This window comes from Luteimicrobium sp. NPDC057192 (genome assembly GCF_042670205.1).
GTDB lineage: Bacteria > Actinomycetota > Actinomycetes > Actinomycetales > Cellulomonadaceae > Luteimicrobium.
In genome coordinates, this window is record NZ_JBHUWD010000023.1 from 18469 (window position 1) to 35739 (window position 17271).

Annotated in this window: 11 protein-coding genes and 1 riboswitch; of the genes, 5 read left to right on the forward strand and 6 right to left on the reverse strand. The window is 72.5% G+C overall.

The annotated features are described in order from the left end of the window. Nucleotides 1–14: 14 nt before the first annotated feature. A complete protein-coding gene (locus ACFT5B_RS11950) occupies nucleotides 15–569 on the forward strand; it encodes a DUF4190 domain-containing protein (protein WP_386798451.1) in 555 nt (184 codons plus the stop codon). 76 nt (nucleotides 570–645) lie between these two features. Here the strand turns inward: ACFT5B_RS11950 and ACFT5B_RS11955 are convergent, their stop codons facing one another. Together ACFT5B_RS11955 and ACFT5B_RS11960 are read right to left on the reverse strand one after the other, a co-directional pair. Then, nucleotides 646–3108, reverse strand: coding sequence for a GH36-type glycosyl hydrolase domain-containing protein (locus ACFT5B_RS11955; protein ID WP_386798453.1), 2463 nt, complete (start codon nucleotides 3106–3108; stop codon nucleotides 646–648). A 55-nt stretch (nucleotides 3109–3163) separates the two neighbouring features. Next, nucleotides 3164–5374 carry an NTP transferase domain-containing protein gene (locus ACFT5B_RS11960; protein WP_386798455.1) on the reverse strand — a complete coding sequence of 737 codons (2211 nt, stop codon included), beginning with the start codon at nucleotides 5372–5374 and terminating at the stop codon, nucleotides 3164–3166. 436 nt (nucleotides 5375–5810) lie between these two features. Next, nucleotides 5811–5970: riboswitch (cyclic di-AMP (ydaO/yuaA leader) on the forward strand. A gap of 53 nt (nucleotides 5971–6023) precedes the next feature. Between ACFT5B_RS11960 and ACFT5B_RS11965 the strand changes: the two genes are divergently transcribed. Then, the gene (locus tag ACFT5B_RS11965; protein ID WP_386798457.1) at nucleotides 6024–6797 is read left to right on the forward strand and encodes a C40 family peptidase; all 774 of its coding nucleotides are present in this window, start codon (nucleotides 6024–6026) and stop codon (nucleotides 6795–6797) included. A 61-nt stretch (nucleotides 6798–6858) separates the two neighbouring features. On the opposite strand, the gene ACFT5B_RS11970 is transcribed toward ACFT5B_RS11965, so the two are convergent. Next, on the reverse strand, nucleotides 6859–8142 hold the full coding sequence (locus ACFT5B_RS11970; RefSeq protein ID WP_386798459.1) for an ROK family protein: 1284 nt from the start codon (nucleotides 8140–8142) through the stop codon (nucleotides 6859–6861). Nucleotides 8143–8280: 138 nt separating this feature from the next. Here ACFT5B_RS11970 and xylA point away from each other — a divergent pair, with 138 nt between their 5' ends. The 3 genes from xylA to ACFT5B_RS11985 all read left to right on the forward strand — a co-directional run bounded on the left by xylA (nucleotide 8281) and on the right by ACFT5B_RS11985 (nucleotide 12081). Further along, on the forward strand, nucleotides 8281–9465 hold the full coding sequence (gene xylA, locus ACFT5B_RS11975; protein WP_386798462.1) for a xylose isomerase: 1185 nt from the start codon (nucleotides 8281–8283) through the stop codon (nucleotides 9463–9465). Beyond that, nucleotides 9465–10925 (forward strand): xylulokinase, encoded by a 1461-nt coding sequence (gene xylB / locus ACFT5B_RS11980; RefSeq protein ID WP_386798464.1) that lies wholly within the window; start codon nucleotides 9465–9467, stop codon nucleotides 10923–10925. Before xylA ends, xylB begins: the two co-directional genes overlap by 1 nt. Nucleotides 10926–11100: 175 nt before the next feature. Next, the gene (locus ACFT5B_RS11985; RefSeq protein ID WP_386798465.1) at nucleotides 11101–12081 is read left to right on the forward strand and encodes an acetylxylan esterase; all 981 of its coding nucleotides are present in this window, start codon (nucleotides 11101–11103) and stop codon (nucleotides 12079–12081) included. A 221-nt stretch (nucleotides 12082–12302) separates the two neighbouring features. On the opposite strand, the gene ACFT5B_RS11990 is transcribed toward ACFT5B_RS11985, so the two are convergent. The 3 genes from ACFT5B_RS11990 to ACFT5B_RS12000 are packed head-to-tail and all read right to left on the reverse strand — an operon-like array spanning nucleotide 12303 to nucleotide 17271. Beyond that, a complete protein-coding gene (locus ACFT5B_RS11990; RefSeq protein ID WP_386798467.1) occupies nucleotides 12303–15350 on the reverse strand; it encodes an alpha-mannosidase in 3048 nt (1015 codons plus the stop codon). 59 nt (nucleotides 15351–15409) lie between these two features. Next, complete coding sequence (locus ACFT5B_RS11995) at nucleotides 15410–16336, reverse strand: carbohydrate ABC transporter permease (protein ID WP_386798469.1); 927 nt, start codon at nucleotides 16334–16336, stop codon at nucleotides 15410–15412. Continuing rightward, entirely contained in the window at nucleotides 16336–17271 is a 936-nt protein-coding gene (locus ACFT5B_RS12000; protein WP_386798471.1) for a carbohydrate ABC transporter permease, read from the reverse strand. The genes ACFT5B_RS11995 and ACFT5B_RS12000 overlap by 1 nt, the downstream gene beginning before the upstream one ends.

Below are 17271 nucleotides of genomic sequence, written 5' to 3' on the forward strand. Positions count from 1 at the left end.
GGTAGATTTCGCGCATGACGACACCCCCGTCCGGCGGCTCGCCCGAGGACCCGTACGCGACCCCCTCCGGTGGTGCGCCCCAGGACCCGCAGCAGCCTCAGCCGAACCCCGCGTACCCGCCGTACACCCCGCCGCCGTACGGGCAGCAGCAGCCCTACCAGCCGCAGCAGCCGTACCAGCCCTACGGCCAGCCCGCGGAGCAGCCTCTCGCGCAGCCGTACGGTCAGCAGCCGTACGGCGCCGGGTACCCGCAGCAGCCGTACGCCTACGCGCCGGGGTATCCCGGGCCGCAGCGCACCAACGGTCTCGCGGTGGCGTCGATGTGGACGTCGATCGGCGGGATCGTCACGTGCGGGCTCGCCGGGGTCGTGGGCCTGATCCTCGGAATCATCGCCCTCAACCAGATCAAGCGGGACGGCACCGGGGGCCGCGGCATGGCCATCGCGGGCATCGTCGTGGGCGCGGTGTTCACGGTGTTCTTCGTGGGGCTGTTCATCGCCGGGATCGTCGACGGCTTCCAGGAAGGCTGGGACTCGGGGACCACGTTCGACGACGGCCTCACCACCTGAGCGCGCCTCCCGCACGACGACGGCCGCGCCCCCTGGGAGGGGGTGCGGCCGTCGTCGTCGGGGCAGGCGGGCGTCGTCAGCCGAGCGTGACGACGACGCTCACCGTGGACCCCGCGGGCGCGGGCGGGATCGGGGTGGCGGGGTCGTGCGCGACGCCGTCGACGGTCACCGACGCGACCCCGTGCGAGACGTGGTCGGGGTTGCGCACCTCGATCTCGTAGACCGCGCCGCGCCACTCGCGGCGCACCTCGAAGCCGTCCCAGTCGGCCGGGACCGACGGGTCGACGATCAGCCCGTCGAGAGCGAGGCGCACGCCCAGGACGTACTTGGTGACGGCGGTGTACATCCAGCCGGCGGTGCCGGTGAGCCACGGGTTCTGCGCCTTGCCGAACCACTCGTGGTCGCGGCCGTAGAGGAACTGGACGTAGGCGTAGGGCTCGGCGCCGCGGACCTCGATGTTGTCGTTCTGGTGGAACGGGAGGATCGCGTCGTAGAACTGGACGGCCTCGTCGCCGCGGCCCAGCAGCGCCTCGGCGATGATCGGCCACGCGTTGGGGTGGCTGAAGATCGCGGCGTTCTCCTTGATGCCCGGGTAGACGCGGGTCACGAAGCCGACGGTGTCGTCGACCTTGGTGAACGCAGGCCAGTTGAGGTGGTTCCCGTACTCGGACCCGAGCAGCTCGCGCACCGAGTCCATCGACGCCTCACCGCGCTCCTGGGACGTGATGCCCGCGATCACGGGCCACGCCTGGTGCTCGAGGAAGATCTTGCCCTCGTCGTTGGCGGCGGAACCGATCTTCACGCCGTCGCGCGTGTAGCCGCGGATCCACCAGCGCCCGTCCCACAGCTCGCTGTCGGCGACGGCGCGGATGCGGTCGAGCTCCGCCGTCCAGCGCTCGACGTCCTCGGTCCGCCCGAGGGGCTCGGCGACCTCGAGGAAGGCCCGGATCGCCCACGCGTGCAGGAACGTCACGAGCGCGGTCTCGCCGCCGCCGAGGTTGAGGCAGTCGTTCCAGTCGGCGCGCAGGCCGAGCGCGACGCCGTTGGGCCCGACCTGCTCGGCCGAGAACTCGAGCGCCCGGCGCAGGTGCTCGTACACCGTGGCGGGCGTGCCCTGCGCGAACGGGATCTCGAGGTCCAGGAACGCGAGGTCCCCCGTCTCCTTGACGTACTCGACGACGGACGGCACGAGCCAGAGGTGGTCGTCCGAGCACGTGTCCTCGAGGCCGTGGATCAGGTCGGCGACGTTGGGGGTCGGGACGATCGTCGGGGACGGCACGTCGGGGAGCTTCTCGGCGTCGGGGTCGAACGCCTTGGGGTCGAACAGGTGCAGCCCGTAGCCCTGCTCGGTCTGGGCACGGAGCAGCTCGACGATGCGCTGGCGCGTCTTCGTCGGGTTCGAGTGGATGACGCTCATGACGTCCTGGGCGGTGTCGCGGTAGCCCAGGCCGTTGCGGCCCCCGACCTCGACGAACGACGCGAACCGCGACCACACGACGCACGTCTCGGCCTGGAGCAGCGTCCACGAGTTGATCATCGTGTTCATGCCCTCGTGGGGCGTGCGGATGCGGAGCTTGTCCTGCTTGGCGTGCCAGTAGTCGCGCAGGCGCTGGAACTCGCGATCGACAGCGGGCACCTCGGCCGACTCCACGTCCGCGTACTTGGCCTGCATGGCGCGGCCGGCCTCGTCCCGCGAGCCGTAGCCCAGCAGGTACACGAGCCGCTTGGTCTCGCCGGGCTGCAGGACGACCTTGTGCTGGAGCGAGCCGCAGTGGTTCTGGGTCGTCGCGCTCCTGTTCGTCCCCTCGCCCCGCTCGATCGCGACGGGGTTCGTCTCGGTGCGGTACGCCCCGATGAAGTTGTCGCGCAGCGAGTCGTACGACGACGGCGTCTCGCTCGAGGCGACGTAGTGGAACGTCCACGGCTCGTAGTAGAAGTCGTACTCGATGATGCCGTCCTCGTACGACGAGCCCGACGCGTAGAGCGACATCTGCAGGTTCTGGTTGTCGATCGTGATCGTGTGGAAGCTGAACTCCACGTACGACGCGACCGTCAGCTCCCGGACCCGGTCCGAGGTGTTGGTGACCCGGACGTCCCACAGCTCGACGTCGTCGTCGAGCGGGATGAAGACCGTCTGCTCGGTGTCGATGCCGCGGTACTCGGAGCGGAACCGCGTGTAGCCCATGCCGTGGCGGGTGGTCCACCGCCCTGCGCCGCCCGGGCCGGCCTCGGCGTCGGGCTCGGTCCCCCGCTCCACGAACGGCTTGCCCACGGGCTGCCAGGAGGCCGACCAGTAGTCGCCGTCGGCGTCGTCCCGCACGTAGACGTAGTGGCCCGGGCGGTCGAGAGGGACGCCGTTCTGACGGAACCGGGAGATCCGGCCGTACTCCGACGACTTGTAGTAGGAGTAGCCGCCCCCGTGGTGGGACAGCACGGTGCACATGTTCTTCGTGCCCAGGTAGTTCGTCCAGGACACCGGGACGTCGGGGCGGTCGATCACGTACTCGTCGGCATCGGTGTCGAAGAATCCGTAACGCATGGTGGGTCGTCCTTGCTCGTGCTGGGTCGTTCGGGGTGGGCGTGCGGGGGCGGGCTCAGACGCCGGCCGTGACGAAGCCACGGAGCCACGTGAGCAGCTCCTCGGCCTTCTCGGGCGAGTCGGCCTCGACGAACATCCGGAGCACCGGCTCGGTGCCCGAGAAGCGCAGGAGCGCCCAGTTGTCGTTCTCGAGGAGGATCTTGGTGCCGTCGAGGTGGGACACGCTGACGACGGGGTACGGGCCGACGTGCGTGAGCGGCTCGGCCTCGAGGCGGCGCGGCACCGCGACCCGCATCTCGGGCGTCGACGGGACGCCGGCCTCGAGGGTGTAGAGGCGACCGGTGATCGCGTAGATCATCTCGCGCAGCTCGGAGATCCGCTTGCCCGTGCGGGCCAGCATCTCGACGACGAGCGCGCACGCGAAGATGCCGTCCTTGCCGAGGATCCAGCCGCGGATCGTCAGGCCGCCGGACGACTCGCCACCGAGGACCGCGCCGATCTCCTCCATGCCCGCCGTGACGTGCTTGAAGCCGACCTTGACCTCGCGCGACTCCTCGCCGAAGTGGGCGGCGAGCCGGTCGAGCAGGTGCGTGGTGGCGAGGTTGCGGACCACGCCACCCTTCTCGCCGCGGAACTCGTGCAGGTACCAGTAGAGGAGGAGCAGCAGGTCGTTCGTGGTGATGTACTCGCCGGTCTCGTCGACGATCCCGATGCGGTCCGAGTCGCCGTCGGTCGCCATGCCGAGCGCGTACCGCCCCTCGCCGGACCGGATCATCTCGATGAGCGACGACAGGCGCTGCAGGTCGGGTGCGGGCGCGATCCCGCCGAACAGCGGGTTGTGCTGCGCGTGGATGAACTCGGCCCGGACGCGCATGTCGCCGAGGATCGTGCCGAGCGTGAGCTGGCTCGTCCCGTACATCGGGTCGACGACGACCTGGAGGTTCGACCCGCGGACGGCGTCCACGTCGACGATCTTCTCGATCGCGTCGACGTACGGGTCGGTGAGCGTCCGGTCGACGACGACGCCCGCCTTGCGCGCGAGGTCGAGGTCGAGCGTGATCACGTCGTCCACGGACATGGCGTTGGCCTCGTCCTGGTAGCGGTCGGTCTCGTCGTCGAGCGGCAGCGAGCCGTCGGCACGGAACACCTTGATGCCGTTCCACTCGGGCGGGTTGTGGCTCGAGGTGACGATGATCCCGTAGGCCGAACCGAGGTAGGGCGCCGCGAACGTCACCAGGGGGGTGGGGACGTCGTCGGGCAGGAGGGTGACCGGGATGTTGTTGCCGGCGAAGACCTCGGCGGCCGCGATCTTCGACTCCTCCGAGAGGAAGCGCCGGTCCCCGCCGATGACGACGCCGCGCGACTCGAGCCCGCGGCGCGTGGTCTCGTTGGCGATGGCCTGGGACAGACGGCGCACGTTCGCGAGCGTGTACCCCTCGCCGATCACCGCGCGCCAGCCGCCCGTCCCGAAGTGGATGGTCGTGTCGGTGTTCTTCTTCGGCATGAAGAGGCGCTTGAGCAGGATGTCCGCGGCCTCCTGGAGCTCGGCCGGCGAGTTGATGCCGTGCACCTCGTCGGTGTCGTAGATCTGGTACGTCGAGACGCGTCGGCCGTCGGCGATGGCGCGGTGCGCGAGGTCGGTGAGCCGCTCCGCGCCCGCGGCGACGAGCTCCTCGAGCGCCCCGAACAGCAGCGCGGGAGCCGCGACGTAGGCGCCCACGTTGATCTCGTGCCCGTCGGTGGTCTCCCCCGCGGCGGGCTCCGTCCCGGCGCTCACGATCGCGGTGACCTCGCCGTCGACGCGGACGACCCGGTCGTACGCGGGGCGCGGCTCCGCGAGCACGGCGGTGAGGAAGGTGAGGTCGGCGCCCTTGAGCGCGTGCCGGGTGAGCAGCGCCAGCAGGGACTCGCTGCGCAGCAGCGGCGTGTCCGCGTAGGCGACGAGGACGACGTCCGCGTCGGCCGGGAGCGCGGCGCGCGCCGCGAGCGCTGCGGGGCCGGTGCCCGCGGACCCCGACTGCTCGACGTACGTGAGGTCCGGGCCGAGGAGCTCGCGGACGCGCGTGTCGCCCGATGCCACGACGACCACGGTGCGGTCGCGGTCGACGACGTGGGTGAGCGTCTCGAGGGCCCGCTGCACGACCGTCGAGTCGCCGAGGGGCTGCGTGAGCACGTCGCGCGAGGCCGCGTCGTGGCCCGCGGCGAGGAGGACGGCGGCGCGCCGCGCGAGCTGCTGGCGTGCGGGTGCGGCCTGGGTGCTGGGCATGGACCTGATCCTCCGGTCGGCTGGGTCCGCTGACGGTGTGGGCAGACGAGGGGCTGACTCGGCCGGACGGAGTTTTGAACGGCGTCCTTCCTTATTCCGAAGCCTACACGCGAGCCCGCGACGAGGCGACCCCCTCCGACGCGGGCGACGAGTCCGACATCTCGGGCGTCGACACGCCGATGGAAGCGCTCCCGGTTGTGAAGGTTTGCGGCACGCCCGTACCGCGGAAACCCCGCCCATGCGCCCGGCTATCGCCCACTTTGGGATACCCGTGATCGGGTGTGATCGACCCGATCCCACCGTGCCGTAGCAGGCAACTCGGACAGGCGCAATCCCTCGTTACATATTTGTGACCTCGGACCTCCGTTGCCTAGCCTCGATCAGCCGACGGACGCTCGACCTGCCGTCTGCCCCGACCCGGAACGCCGAGCGCTGCCACCGGGAAGGGCCCATGACCGTGGCAGCGACGGGGGACCCACCTTCGGTGGCCCGGGCCATGACGGACCGGACCTCCTCGGGGTGAAGCCGCACCACGCGGCCGGGCACGTACCTCCCGCCCGAACCCGACAGCTCACCTCGCAGGCGTGAGAGGTACAACACCATGCTCCGAACCCGTGAGCAGGGCGCCGTGCGCCCTGAGGGTGGGCGTGTGCGCCGCTTCGGCCGCGTCGCGACCACCACCGGCCTCCTCGCAGGCCTCCTCGGCGGCGGCCTCGTCGCCGTCGGCGCGGCGACCCCCGCGGCCGCCGCTACCACCGTCAAGACCGCGACGTCGGCCAAGGCCACCCCGACGCTCTCCCTCCGCGTCAGCGACCGGTCCTACTACAAGAAGCGCCCGCCGCTCGTCACCGTGCGCTCCCTCACCCGGGGCCACGCGACCGCCGGCAAGGTCTACTTCCGCGTCAGCGGCAAGCTCGTCGCCGTCCGCACGCTCAAGAGCGGGAAGGCCACCTACCGCCTGTCGTCGCACCTGAGCACCGGCAAGCACCGCGTCCGCGCGACGATCCACCCGGCGACGCCGCGCACCGTCAAGGAGCGCACCAAGTTCACGACCGTCAGGACGCACAAGTACTCGTCGCGCGTCGTCGAGAAGGCCGTGAAGTACACCGGCACGCGCTACGTGTACGGCGGCTCGAGCCCCCGCGGCTTCGACTGCTCGGGCTTCACCAAGTACGTGTACAAGCACACCAAGGTGAAGTCGCTCCCGCGCACGTCGTCGGGCCAGCGCCACGCCGGCAAGGTCGTCTCCAAGCGCCACGCCAAGGCGGGCGACCTGGTCTACACCCCCGGCCACGTGGGCATCTACGTCGGCGGCAACAAGATCATCGACGCCCCGCGGCCCGGCAAGTCCATCCACGTGCGGAGCATGTGGCGGGCCAGCTGGACGTTCGTCCACGTGAGCGCCAAGGCGAACACGATCTGACCCACGCGGTCCGGGCACACCGCCCGCACCACCGACGAGAACGCCGGAGCAGGACGCCGTCCTACTCCGGCGTTCTCGTCGTCTCCAGGGACTCGAGGTAGTCGCTCGGCCCCTGCACCAGGTCCCGCAGGACGGCGCGCGCGCCGCCCGTGAGCGCGGCGTACCCGGCCACCGGTGCGGGGCGGACGGCGATCCGCTCCCACGGGGAGGCGAGCACGCGCGTCCGCAGCTCGGCCTCGAGGCTCGGGCGCAGGTCCTCCGTGAGCGGCGCGTACACCCCGCCCAGCAGGACGGTGTCGAGGTCGAGCAGGTTCACGAGCGTCGACAGCGCGGTGCCGAGGGCCTTACCTGCGCGGGCGACGACGTCCCGCGCCCGGTCGCCCGCCTCCCCGCCCGCAGCGAGGGCCTCGAGGACGGGAGCGAGGCCGTCGGAGGCGCCGTCGTCGGACCGGGGGGCACGGGGGGCCGGGGTGTCGAGCCCGAGGCCGCGCAGGAGCGCGTCCTTGCCGGCGAGCTGCTCGAGGCAGCCGGTGGCGCCGCAGCGGCAGCGCGGGCCGGCCGGGTCGACGACGACGTGCCCGATCTCGCCCGCCCAGCCGTGCCGGCCCAGGTAGAGCTCGCCGTCGAGGACGATCGCGGCGCCGATGCCGACGTCGCCCGAGACGTGCACGAACGTCGTGCCGTCGTGGCCGGACGCGGCGAACTGGCCGAACGGGAGCTGGGCGAGGCCCGCGAGGTTGGCCTCGTTCGCGATCTCGACGCGCGCGGGCAGCGGCCCGAGCAGCGGCACGGGCGCGAGCGACTCCCACCCGAGGTTGGGCGCTACCTGCAGGAAGCCCGCCCGCGCGTCGACCAGACCCGGCAGCGCGAGCCGCGCGCCCGCGAGCCGCATCCCGTCGGCCCTGACCTCCGCGACGACCTCGCGCGCGAGGTCCCCCACCCGCGCGAGCACGCGGACGGGGTCGCTGCCCGCGCCCGTCACGCCGCGCGAGTCGTCGAGCCGCTCGGCCACGGTCGCCCCGGTGAGGTCGAGGGCCCGGACGCCGACGTAGTCGACGTTGACCTCCAGCCCGAGCGCGACGACGGTCCGGGGCGCGGGCACGAGGGGCACGGCGGGGCGCCCGACCTGGCCGGGCGAGGGTGCGAGCTCGGCGACGACACGTCCCGCGACGAGCTGGTCGACGAGCGAGCCGACGGTGGCCCGGGTGAGCCCGGTGGCCGCGGCGACGGCGGCGCGGGAGGGCGGCTCGGCAGCACCGAACACGCTGCGGGCGACGAGCGCGAGGTTGTGCTCGCGCAGCGAGGCCTGCCGCGCCTTGGGGGTGCCGACGCCGGGGAGCTCCATGAGCCTTGACCCTACCTGCGTCACGCGTTAAGTTCATCCGTACAACAAAGGCTCGGTCGCGGCGTCGTCGCGGACGGGCCGCCAACCGCGATCCCGAGCCGTCTCGCGATCCCCGTACCTCGATGAGGAGCACCCCGGATGAGCACCCCCGCGGCCACCCCTGAGTTCAAGTTCTCGTTCGGTCTCTGGACCGTGGGCTGGCAGGCCCAGGACCCCTTCGGCGACCCGACGCGCGCCGCGCTCGACCCCGCCGAGTCCGTCCGCAAGCTCGCCGACATCGGCGCGTGGGGCTTCACGTTCCACGACAACGACGTCTTCCCGTTCGACGCCGACGACGCCGACCGCCGCGCGCGCGTCGACGCCGTCAAGAAGGCCGCCGACGAGACCGGCCTCGTGATCGAGATGGTCACCACCAACACGTTCACGCACCCCGTCTTCAAGGACGGCGCGTTCACGTCGAACGACCGCGGCGTCCGCCGCTTCGGCCTGCGCAAGATCCTCCGCAACGTCGACCTCGCCGCCGAGCTCGGCGCGCAGACCTTCGTCATGTGGGGCGGCCGCGAGGGCGTCGAGTACGACAACTCGAAGGACCTGCACGCCGCGCACGCCCGCTACGCCGAGGGCATCGACACCGTCGCCGCCTACATCAAGGACCGCGGCTACGACCTGCGCATCGGCCTCGAGCCGAAGCCCAACGAGCCCCGCGGCGACATCTTCCTGCCGTCGATCGGCCACGCGCTCGCGCTCATCGCCACCCTCGACAACGGCGACATCGTCGGCCTGAACCCCGAGACCGGCCACGAGCAGATGGCCACGCTCAACTACACGCACGGCCTCGCGCTCGCCCTGTACGCGGGCAAGCTGTTCCACATCGACCTCAACGGCCAGCACGGCCCGAAGTTCGACCAGGACCTCGTCTTCGGCCACGGCGACCTGCTGTCCGCGTTCTTCACGGTCGACCTGCTCGAGAACGGCTTCCCGAACGGCGGCCCCCGCTACGAGGGCGCCCGCCACTTCGACTACAAGCCGTCCCGCACCGAGGGCCCCGACGGCGTGTGGGACTCCGCGCGCGCCAACATCGAGACCTACACGCTCCTCGCCAAGAAGGCCAAGCAGTACCGCGAGGACCCCGAGGTGCAGAAGGCGTTCGAGCACGCCGGCATCTTCGAGCTCGGCCAGTCGACGCTCGCCGAGGGCGAGACCTTCGACCAGTTCCTCGCCGACCCGACGACGCGCGAGACGTTCGACCTCGACGCCGCCGCCGAGCGCGAGTACGGCCTCGTCGCGCTGCACCAGCTCGCGCTGAAGCACCTCGTCGGCTGATGAGCGGAACCCTTGTCGCGGGGGTCGACTCGTCGACCCAGTCGTGCAAGGTCGTGGTCCGCGACGCGGAGACCGGCGCGCTCGTGCGCACCGGCTCCGCGTCGCACCCCGACGGCACCGAGGTGCACCCCGACGCCTGGTGGGACGCGTTCGTCGAGGCGGCGGCAGCGGCCGGCGGGCTCGGGGACGGGTCCGGCGTCGCCGCGCTCGCCGTCGGCGGGCAGCAGCACGGCATGGTCCTGCTCGACGCCGACGGCGAGGTCCTCCGGCCCGCGCTCCTGTGGAACGACACGCGTTCCGCCGGGGCCGCGGCCGACCTCACGGACGAGCTGGGCGCCGCCGCGTGGGCCGAGGCCGTCGGGTCCGTGCCCGTCGCGTCGCTCACCGTGACCAAGCTGCGCTGGGTCGCCGACCACGAGCCCGACCTGGTCGAGAGGATCGCGGCCGTCGCGCTCCCCCACGACTGGCTGACCTGGCGCATCGCCGGGTACGGGCCGCGGTCGCAGGGGCTCGAGCCCGACCTCACGGCGCTCACGACCGACCGGTCCGACGCGTCCGGCACCGGCTACTGGGGGCTCGACTCCTACCGCCGCGACCTGCTCGCACGCGCGCTCCGGGTGGACGAGGCGACGGCCGAGCGGATCGCGCTGCCGCGCGTCGTCGGGGCCGGCGAGGCCGCGGGGACCACGCGAGGCTCGCAGACCGTGGCTACGGGGCTCGTCGTCGGTGCCGGGGCCGGCGACAACGCCGGCGCCGCGCTCGGGCTCGGCATGGGCGCGGGCGACGTCGCGATCTCGATCGGCACGTCCGGCGTCGTGTCCGCGGTCGCGGAGCAACCCAGCGCCGACGCGTCCGGGCTGGTCAACGGCTTCGCCGACGCGACCGGGCGGTACCTCCTGCTCGGCGTGACGCTCAACGCCAGCCGCGTCCTCGACGCGGCCCGCAGCATCCTCGGCGTCGACCACGTCGGGCTGTCCAAGCTCGCGCTCGGCGCGCCCGCCGGGGCCGACGGCCTCGTCCTCGTGCCCTACCTCGAGGGCGAGCGCACGCCCAACCGGCCCGACGCGACCGGCTCGTTCCACGGCCTGCGCCTCGCGACCGCGACGCCCGAGCACGTGGCACGCGCCGCCGTCGAGGGCATGCTGTGCGGGCTCGCCGACGGTCTCGACGCGCTCGCCGCGCAGGGTGCCGAGGTCGGGCGACTCCTCCTCATCGGGGGCGGCGCACGGTCCGAGGCGGTCCGGCAGATCGCGCCGAGCGTCTTCGGGCGCGCCGTCGAGGTCCCGCCCGCGGGCGAGTACGTCGCCGACGGCGCAGCCCGTCAGGCCGCCTGGGCCCTCGCCGGGACAGCCGAGCCGCCCGCGTGGACGGGCGGCGACGGTGGCGAGACGCTCACGTTCGAGGGCGAGCCCGCGCCCGTCGTCCGCGAGCAGTACGCCGCCGTCCGCGACCTGGGCTGAACCCCGCCGACGGCGACGTAGCGTTCGCCGACGGCGACGTAGCGTTCGCCGACGGCGACGTAGCGTTCGCCGACGGTGACGTTGCCCCGGGTAACGTCACCGTCGGCGTCGCGGCCGTCACCGTCGGCGCCGCGGCCGTCACCGTCGGCGCACCACCACGAGAGCAGAGAGAGCAATGCCGCTGACCGACCTGCCCCTGGAGTCGCTCCGCGCCTTCCACCCCGAGGTGCGCGAGCCCGCCGACTTCGACGCCTTCTGGACCAAGACGCTCGCCGAGTCCCGCGCCGCGGGCACCGACCGGGCCGTCGTCCGTGAGCCCGCCGACACCCCCATCACGGGACTCGTCATCGAGGACCTCACGTTTCCCGGGTTCGACGGCGAACCCGTCAGGGCGTGGCTCACGCGCCCCCTCGGCCGTGACGGCGAGCAGCTGCCGACCGTCGTCGAGTACAACGGCTACAACGGCGGCCGCGGCCTGCCCGGCGAACGCGTCGGCTGGGCGCTCGCCGGGTTCGTGCACGTCCTCATGGACACGCGCGGCCAAGGCAGCGGCTGGGGCACCGGCGGCGACACCCCCGACCCGCACGGCTCCGGGCCCGCCCAGTCCGGCTGGATGACCCGCGGCATCCACGACCCCGCCGACCACTACTACCGCCGCGTCTACACCGACGCCGCCCGCCTGCTCGACGCCGTCCGCGCCCTCCCCGAGGTCGACCCCGCGCGCGTCGCCGTGACCGGCGGCAGCCAGGGCGGCGGCATCGCGATCGCCGCCGCCGGCCTCGTCCCGGACGTCTGGGCCGTCCTGCCCGACGTCGCGTTCCTGTGCGCCTGGGAGCGCGGCCTCCAGGTCGCCACGAGCGACCCGTTCGCCGAGCTCGCCCGGTACCTGTCGGTCCACCGCGACCAGCGCGAGACCGTGCTCACCACCGCGTCCTACCTCGACGGCGTGAACTTCGCGAAGCGCATCACCGCGCCTGCCCTGTTCTCCGTCGCCCTCATGGACGACGTCGTGCCGCCGTCGACGACGTTCGCCGCCTTCAACGCGCTCGCCTCCGCCGACGCGCACATCGAGGTCTACCCGGAGAACGGGCACGAGGGTGGGCAGACCTACCAGTGGGTGAAGCAGGTCGAGTTCCTGCGCGCTCGGGGCGCCTGAGGTCGTTCGGGCTGGCTGGTTCCGCGCGAGGGTGCGGCGAGCTGTCTCGGACCGTCCTCCTGCGGCCCTGGGGGCCGTGCGGACTCCTTGACGTCCTTCGACACCTCCCCGCACCCTCGCGCGCTGCCGTCGGGCCGCCCTCCCCGCCACGTACCCCGCGCGGACGCCCACCCCGCGAGGTATACCGGCGGCCGGTATACCTCGCGGGTGGTGCCGACGGGTCAGGCGTGGGCGAAGCGGAGGGTCACGATCTCGAACGGGCGGAGCGCGAGCGGCTCCGCCAGGTTCAGCTCCGCGGTGCCGCCCTGCTCGAGCGGGCGCTCGAGGAGGTCCGTGCGCGTCGCGCCCGAGGTCTCGAAGCCCGGCGTGACGGTCGCGCGCGCGTGGCCGCCCAGCGACTCGTAGAGGCGGACCACGACGTCGCCGCTGCGGTCCTCCGCGAGCTTGACCGACTCGACGAGGACGGCGCCCGCAGGGTCGTCGACCGTCACGAGCGGCTCGACGGGCCCCGCGCCCTGCACGACGCGCGGCGCCAGGTTGGCGGCGTAGCCGTCGCGGACGGCGTCGCCCAGGTCCGCGCCCACGTGCAGCACGGTGACGAACCGGTGCTCGCCCTGGTCGGCGTCGGGGTCGGGGAACAGGGGCGCGCGCAGCAGGGACTCGCGGACCGTGGTCACCGTGGCGCCGTCGTCCGTGACCGTGCGCAGGATGTCGTGGCCGTACGTCGCGCTGTTCGCGACCGCGACGCCGTAGCCGGGCTCCGCGACGTGCACCCAGCGGTGGGCGCAGATCTCGAACTTCGCCGCGTCCCACGGGGTGTTCGCGTGCGTCGGACGGAAGACGTGCCCGAACTGCGTCTCGGACGCGCTGCGGTCCGCGTGCACCGCGAGCGGGAACGCGAGCTTCAGGAGCTTCTGCCGCTCGTGCCAGTCGACGACCGTCTCGACGGTCAGCGCCGCGGAGCCGCGGGCGAGCGAGAGCCGCTGCCGCACCGTCGACGCGCCGAACGCCCGCCGCACCTCGACGACGACCTCGTCCGCGGACGACTCCACGACCTCGACGCCGAGGGCGTCCACGAGGTCGGTCCGCTCGTCGAGGTACTCCTGGTCGATGTCCCACGCGTCCCACTGGCGGGGGGTGTCGCGGTGGAGCTGGAGCAGGTTCCCGACCAGCCCGGCGGGCACGAGCTCGCGGTCGGCCCGCAGGTCGCGGACCGAGTCGACCAGCCCGCGGGCGTCGACGTGCACGGCGACCAGGCCGTTGGCGAGGAGCAGGCCGGCCCCCGCGCCGGCGGATCCGTCGCTGGACACCGTCACGTCCGCGCCCTCGGAGCCGGCGACCGTCGCCGCCCCCAGCGCCGCCACGCCGTCCCGCGCGTGCGGGGCTGCGTTGAAGACCAGCGGCGTCTCCCCCGCCCCCGCGAGGGTCTCGAGCGACGCCCCGACGATCTCCTCGAGCGTCCGCGCGACGTCGGCGTACCCGGCCTCGGCGTCGCGGTAGACCCACGCGATGGAGCTGCCGGGGAGGATGTCGTGGAACTGGTTGAGGAGAACGGTCTTCCACGCGCCGTCGAGCGCCTCGTAGGGATACGGCGCCCCGGTCCGGACGGCGGCCGTCGCGGCCCAGAGCTCGGCCTCGCGCAGCAGGTGCTCGCTGCGGCGGTTGCCCTGCTTGGTGCGCGCCTGCGACGTGTAGGTGCCGCGGTGGAACTCGAGGTACATCTCGCCGCTCCACACGGCGGGGCGCTCGAGCTCGGCCTCGGCGGCCTCGAAGAAGTCGTACGGGCTCGCGACCCGGACCTCGGCCATGCCCTCGGTCGACGCGTACCGCCGCGCCCGCGCGAGCATCTCGGCCGTGGGGCCGCCGCCGCCGTCGCCGTAGCCGAACGGCACGATGGACGCGTCGAGCTCGCCCTTCTCGCGGTTGTTGCGGGCGGCGTGGTCGAGCTCGCGGGCGGCAAGCTCGGCGTTGTAGGAGTCGACGGGCGGGAAGTGCGTGAGCAGGCGCGTCCCGTCGATGCCCTCCCAGAGGAAGGTGTGGTGCGGCATCGCGTTGGTCTCGTTCCACGAGAGCTTCTGCGTCAGCATCCACCGGTTGCCCGCGAGCTTGGCGATCTGCGGCAGCGCGCCCGAGTAGCCGAACGAGTCGGGCAGCCACACGTCGCGCGTCTCGACCCCGAGCTCGCTGGAGAAGAACGACTTGCCCGTGAGGAACTGCCGGACCATCGCCTCGCCGCCGGGCATGTTGGTGTCGGACTCGACCCACATCCCGCCGACCGGGACCCACCGCCCCTCGGCGACCTTCTCCTTGATCCGCTCGAACAGGTCCGGGTAGGACTCCTTGATCCACGCGTACTGCTGCGCCGACGAGCACGCGAACACGAGGTCCGGGTCCTCGTCCATGAGGGTCACGACGGTCGAGAAGGTCCGGGCAGCCTTGCGCACGGTCTCGCGCACGGGCCACAGCCAGGCGGAGTCGATGTGCGCGTGCCCGACGGCGTAGGCCTGGTGGGCGCTCGCGTTCGCCGGCGCCTCGAGCACGGGGGCGAGCACCTTGCGCCCCTCGGCGGCGGTCCCGGGAACGTCGTCGGGGTCGACGACGGCGACCAGGCGGTCGAGCGCCTTGAGCACGCGCGCGTAGCGGGCGCCGTCCGCGGGGAGGACCCCGAGCAGGTCGCGCAAGGCCTGCGCGTCGTGCCAGAGCTCCTCGACGCCGGCGTCGGTGGTGACGAGGTCCGCGCGGCGAAGCACGTACAGCGGGTCGGTGCCGGCCGTGGCCCGCTCTCCGAGCGTCGTCGGCTGGAACTCGGGCACGTGGCCCAGGACGGTCGGGTTGCCTGCCGCCTCGACCCACACGTCGACCGGCCGGCCGACGGGCCACGACAGCGCCCTGTTGCGCGGGTTGAGGCCCTTGAGCGGGCGCCCGTCGGCGGACCAGAACTGGCCCTCCGCCTGGAACCCGGGGTTGACGTCGGTGAAGCCGAGGTCCACCACGACCTGCGCGGTGCCGCTCGCCGACGCGACGGGCGCCGGGCCGGTCAGGTGCAGCCAGGTCGTGCTCCAGGGCGCGCCCCAGGCGTGGCCGGGCTCGACCCGGACGCCCTCGTGCGCCGTCGCCTCGTCGAACGCCACGGGCTCGCCCGGCGCTTCCCAGGCGGTCACGGCGAGCGGCAGGGCGGCCGCCTCCCGGTGCGGGGCGAGCCGCTCCAGGAGGAAGCGGTCGACCCGCATGAGCGTCAGCTCGGCGGCGGTGGGCATGACTTCGGGCATGGTGGAGCGTCCTTCGGGGTCGGGAGGTGGAACGTCAGCGGACGGAGCGGCGGGCCGCGTCAGCCCTTCATGCCGCCGGCGAGCGCGTTCGCGCCCCCGGACAGCCGCTGCGTGAGGAGGTACAGGACCAGGACCGGCACCGAGTAGAGGATCGAGAACGCCGCGAGCTTGCCGTAGGCGATCGACCCGTAGGTGCCGAAGAACTGGTAGATGGCGACGGCAGCGGGCTGCTTCTCGGCCGACGTCGTGAGGATGAAGGGGACGAAGAAGTTCCCCCACGCCTGGGTGAAGACGAGCATGAGGACGACGGCGAGACCAGGCCGCATGAGCGGCAGGACGATCCGTCCGAGCGCCCTCATGGAGCTCGCCCCGTCGACCCAGGCGGCCTCCTCGAGCGACACCGGCACCGAGTCCATGAAGTTCTTCAGCATCCAGATCGCCATGGGCAGCGACGACGCGGCGAGGAAGAGGATCACGCCGGGGGTCGAGTCGAGCAGGCTGAGCTTCACGAACAGGCTGTAGACCGGGACCATGATCGCCGTGATCGGCAGGCACGTCGCGAACAGGATCGTGTACAGGAACCCGCGCTGGAACCGCATCCGGTAGCGGGACAGCGGGTAGGCGGCGAGCACGCCCACGACGACCGTGATGAGGGCCGTGCCGAGCGAGATGACCAGCGAGTTCCACAGCGGGAGGAACGTCTGGTCCTTGGTGAAGACCGCCTTGAAGTTGTCGGCCGTGACGCTCGACGGCATCCCGACGGAGACCGTCGCGGACGGGTCGACCGACGACAGCAGGATCCACGCGAGCGGGACCAGGAAGCACAGTCCCACGAGCACGAGGGCGAGCGACGACAGGAGCCGGCCGGTCGAGCGGCGCGGGCTCGCGACCGTCGGGACGCCGGCACCGCGGTGCCGCGCCGAGCTACCCGAGCCCGACGACGCCGGCGAGGCGGGGGTGACGGGGGTCGTGTCGAGCGTCGTCATCAGTCCACCTCCGGCTTGAGCACCTTGATGTAGATCACCGAGAAGACCGCGCCCACGAGGATCGTCACGGTCGCGATCGCGGTGCCGTACCCGACCTGGGAGAACTTGAACGCCTCCTGGTAGGCCAGGACGGGCAGCGTCGAGCTCTGCGTGCCGGGGCCGCCGCCCGTCATGACCCAGATCAGCGTGAAGACGGCGAGGGTCTGGAGCGTCGTGAGCATGAGGTTGGTCGAGATGGACCGGCGGATCATGGGCAGCGTGATGCGGGCGAACCGCTGCCAGCCGGTCGCACCGTCGATCTGCGCGGCCTCGTCGATCTCGGCCGGCACCTCGGACAGCGCCGCGCGGTAGACCATCATCGAGAAGGCGGTCCCGCGCCAGATGTTCGCGAGGATGACGCTGAGCAGCGGGAACGTGATGAGCCACGTCGTCTTCCCGAGGCCGAACCACCCGAGGAACGCGTTGAGCGTCCCGTCGGTCGAGAAGAAGGCGTACAGCGCGAACGCCGCGACGATCTCCGGCATGACCCAGGCCACGACGACGAGCGTGCTCACGACCGAGGCGAGGCGCTTCGGCGCGATCCGGAGCAGGACCGCGAGCGCCATCCCGAGGACGTTCTGCCCGACCACCGCGGACGCGAACACGAAGACCACGGTGAGCCAGGCGGACTTCCAGAAGTCGCCGTCGGACAGGAGCGCGCTGTAGTTGTCGAGCCCGACGAACTCGGGCTTCGCGGCCCGGTAGCCGGTGAGCCCGGTGTTCGTCATCGAGCCGTAGAGCGCCCAGATGATGGGCCCGAGCAGGAAGACGCCGAGCAGGACGACGGCCGGGACCAGCGGGGTGGAGCGGGTGAGCGCGCGCAGGCGCCGGGACCCCGGCCGGGGGCGCTGCGCGCGCCCCCGGCCGGTCGGCGCGACGAGGGTCTCGGTCGCCAT

Coding starts and splice junctions, on each gene's coding strand:
- ACFT5B_RS11950 (WP_386798451.1), top strand. CDS start 15: ATGACGACACCCCCGTCCGGCGGCTCGCCCGAGGACCCGTACGCGACC.
- ACFT5B_RS11970 (WP_386798459.1), bottom strand. CDS start 8,142: ATGGAGCTCCCCGGCGTCGGCACCCCCAAGGCGCGGCAGGCCTCGCTG.
- ACFT5B_RS11995 (WP_386798469.1), bottom strand. CDS start 16,336: ATGACGACGCTCGACACGACCCCCGTCACCCCCGCCTCGCCGGCGTCG.
- ACFT5B_RS11990 (WP_386798467.1), bottom strand. CDS start 15,350: ATGCCCGAAGTCATGCCCACCGCCGCCGAGCTGACGCTCATGCGGGTC.
- ACFT5B_RS12000 (WP_386798471.1), bottom strand. CDS start 17,271: ATGGCGACCGAGACCCTCGTCGCGCCGACCGGCCGGGGGCGCGCGCAG.
- ACFT5B_RS11985 (WP_386798465.1), top strand. CDS start 11,101: ATGCCGCTGACCGACCTGCCCCTGGAGTCGCTCCGCGCCTTCCACCCC.
- ACFT5B_RS11955 (WP_386798453.1), bottom strand. CDS start 3,108: ATGCGTTACGGATTCTTCGACACCGATGCCGACGAGTACGTGATCGAC.
- ACFT5B_RS11960 (WP_386798455.1), bottom strand. CDS start 5,374: ATGCCCAGCACCCAGGCCGCACCCGCACGCCAGCAGCTCGCGCGGCGC.
- xylB (WP_386798464.1), top strand. CDS start 9,465: ATGAGCGGAACCCTTGTCGCGGGGGTCGACTCGTCGACCCAGTCGTGC.
- xylA (WP_386798462.1), top strand. CDS start 8,281: ATGAGCACCCCCGCGGCCACCCCTGAGTTCAAGTTCTCGTTCGGTCTC.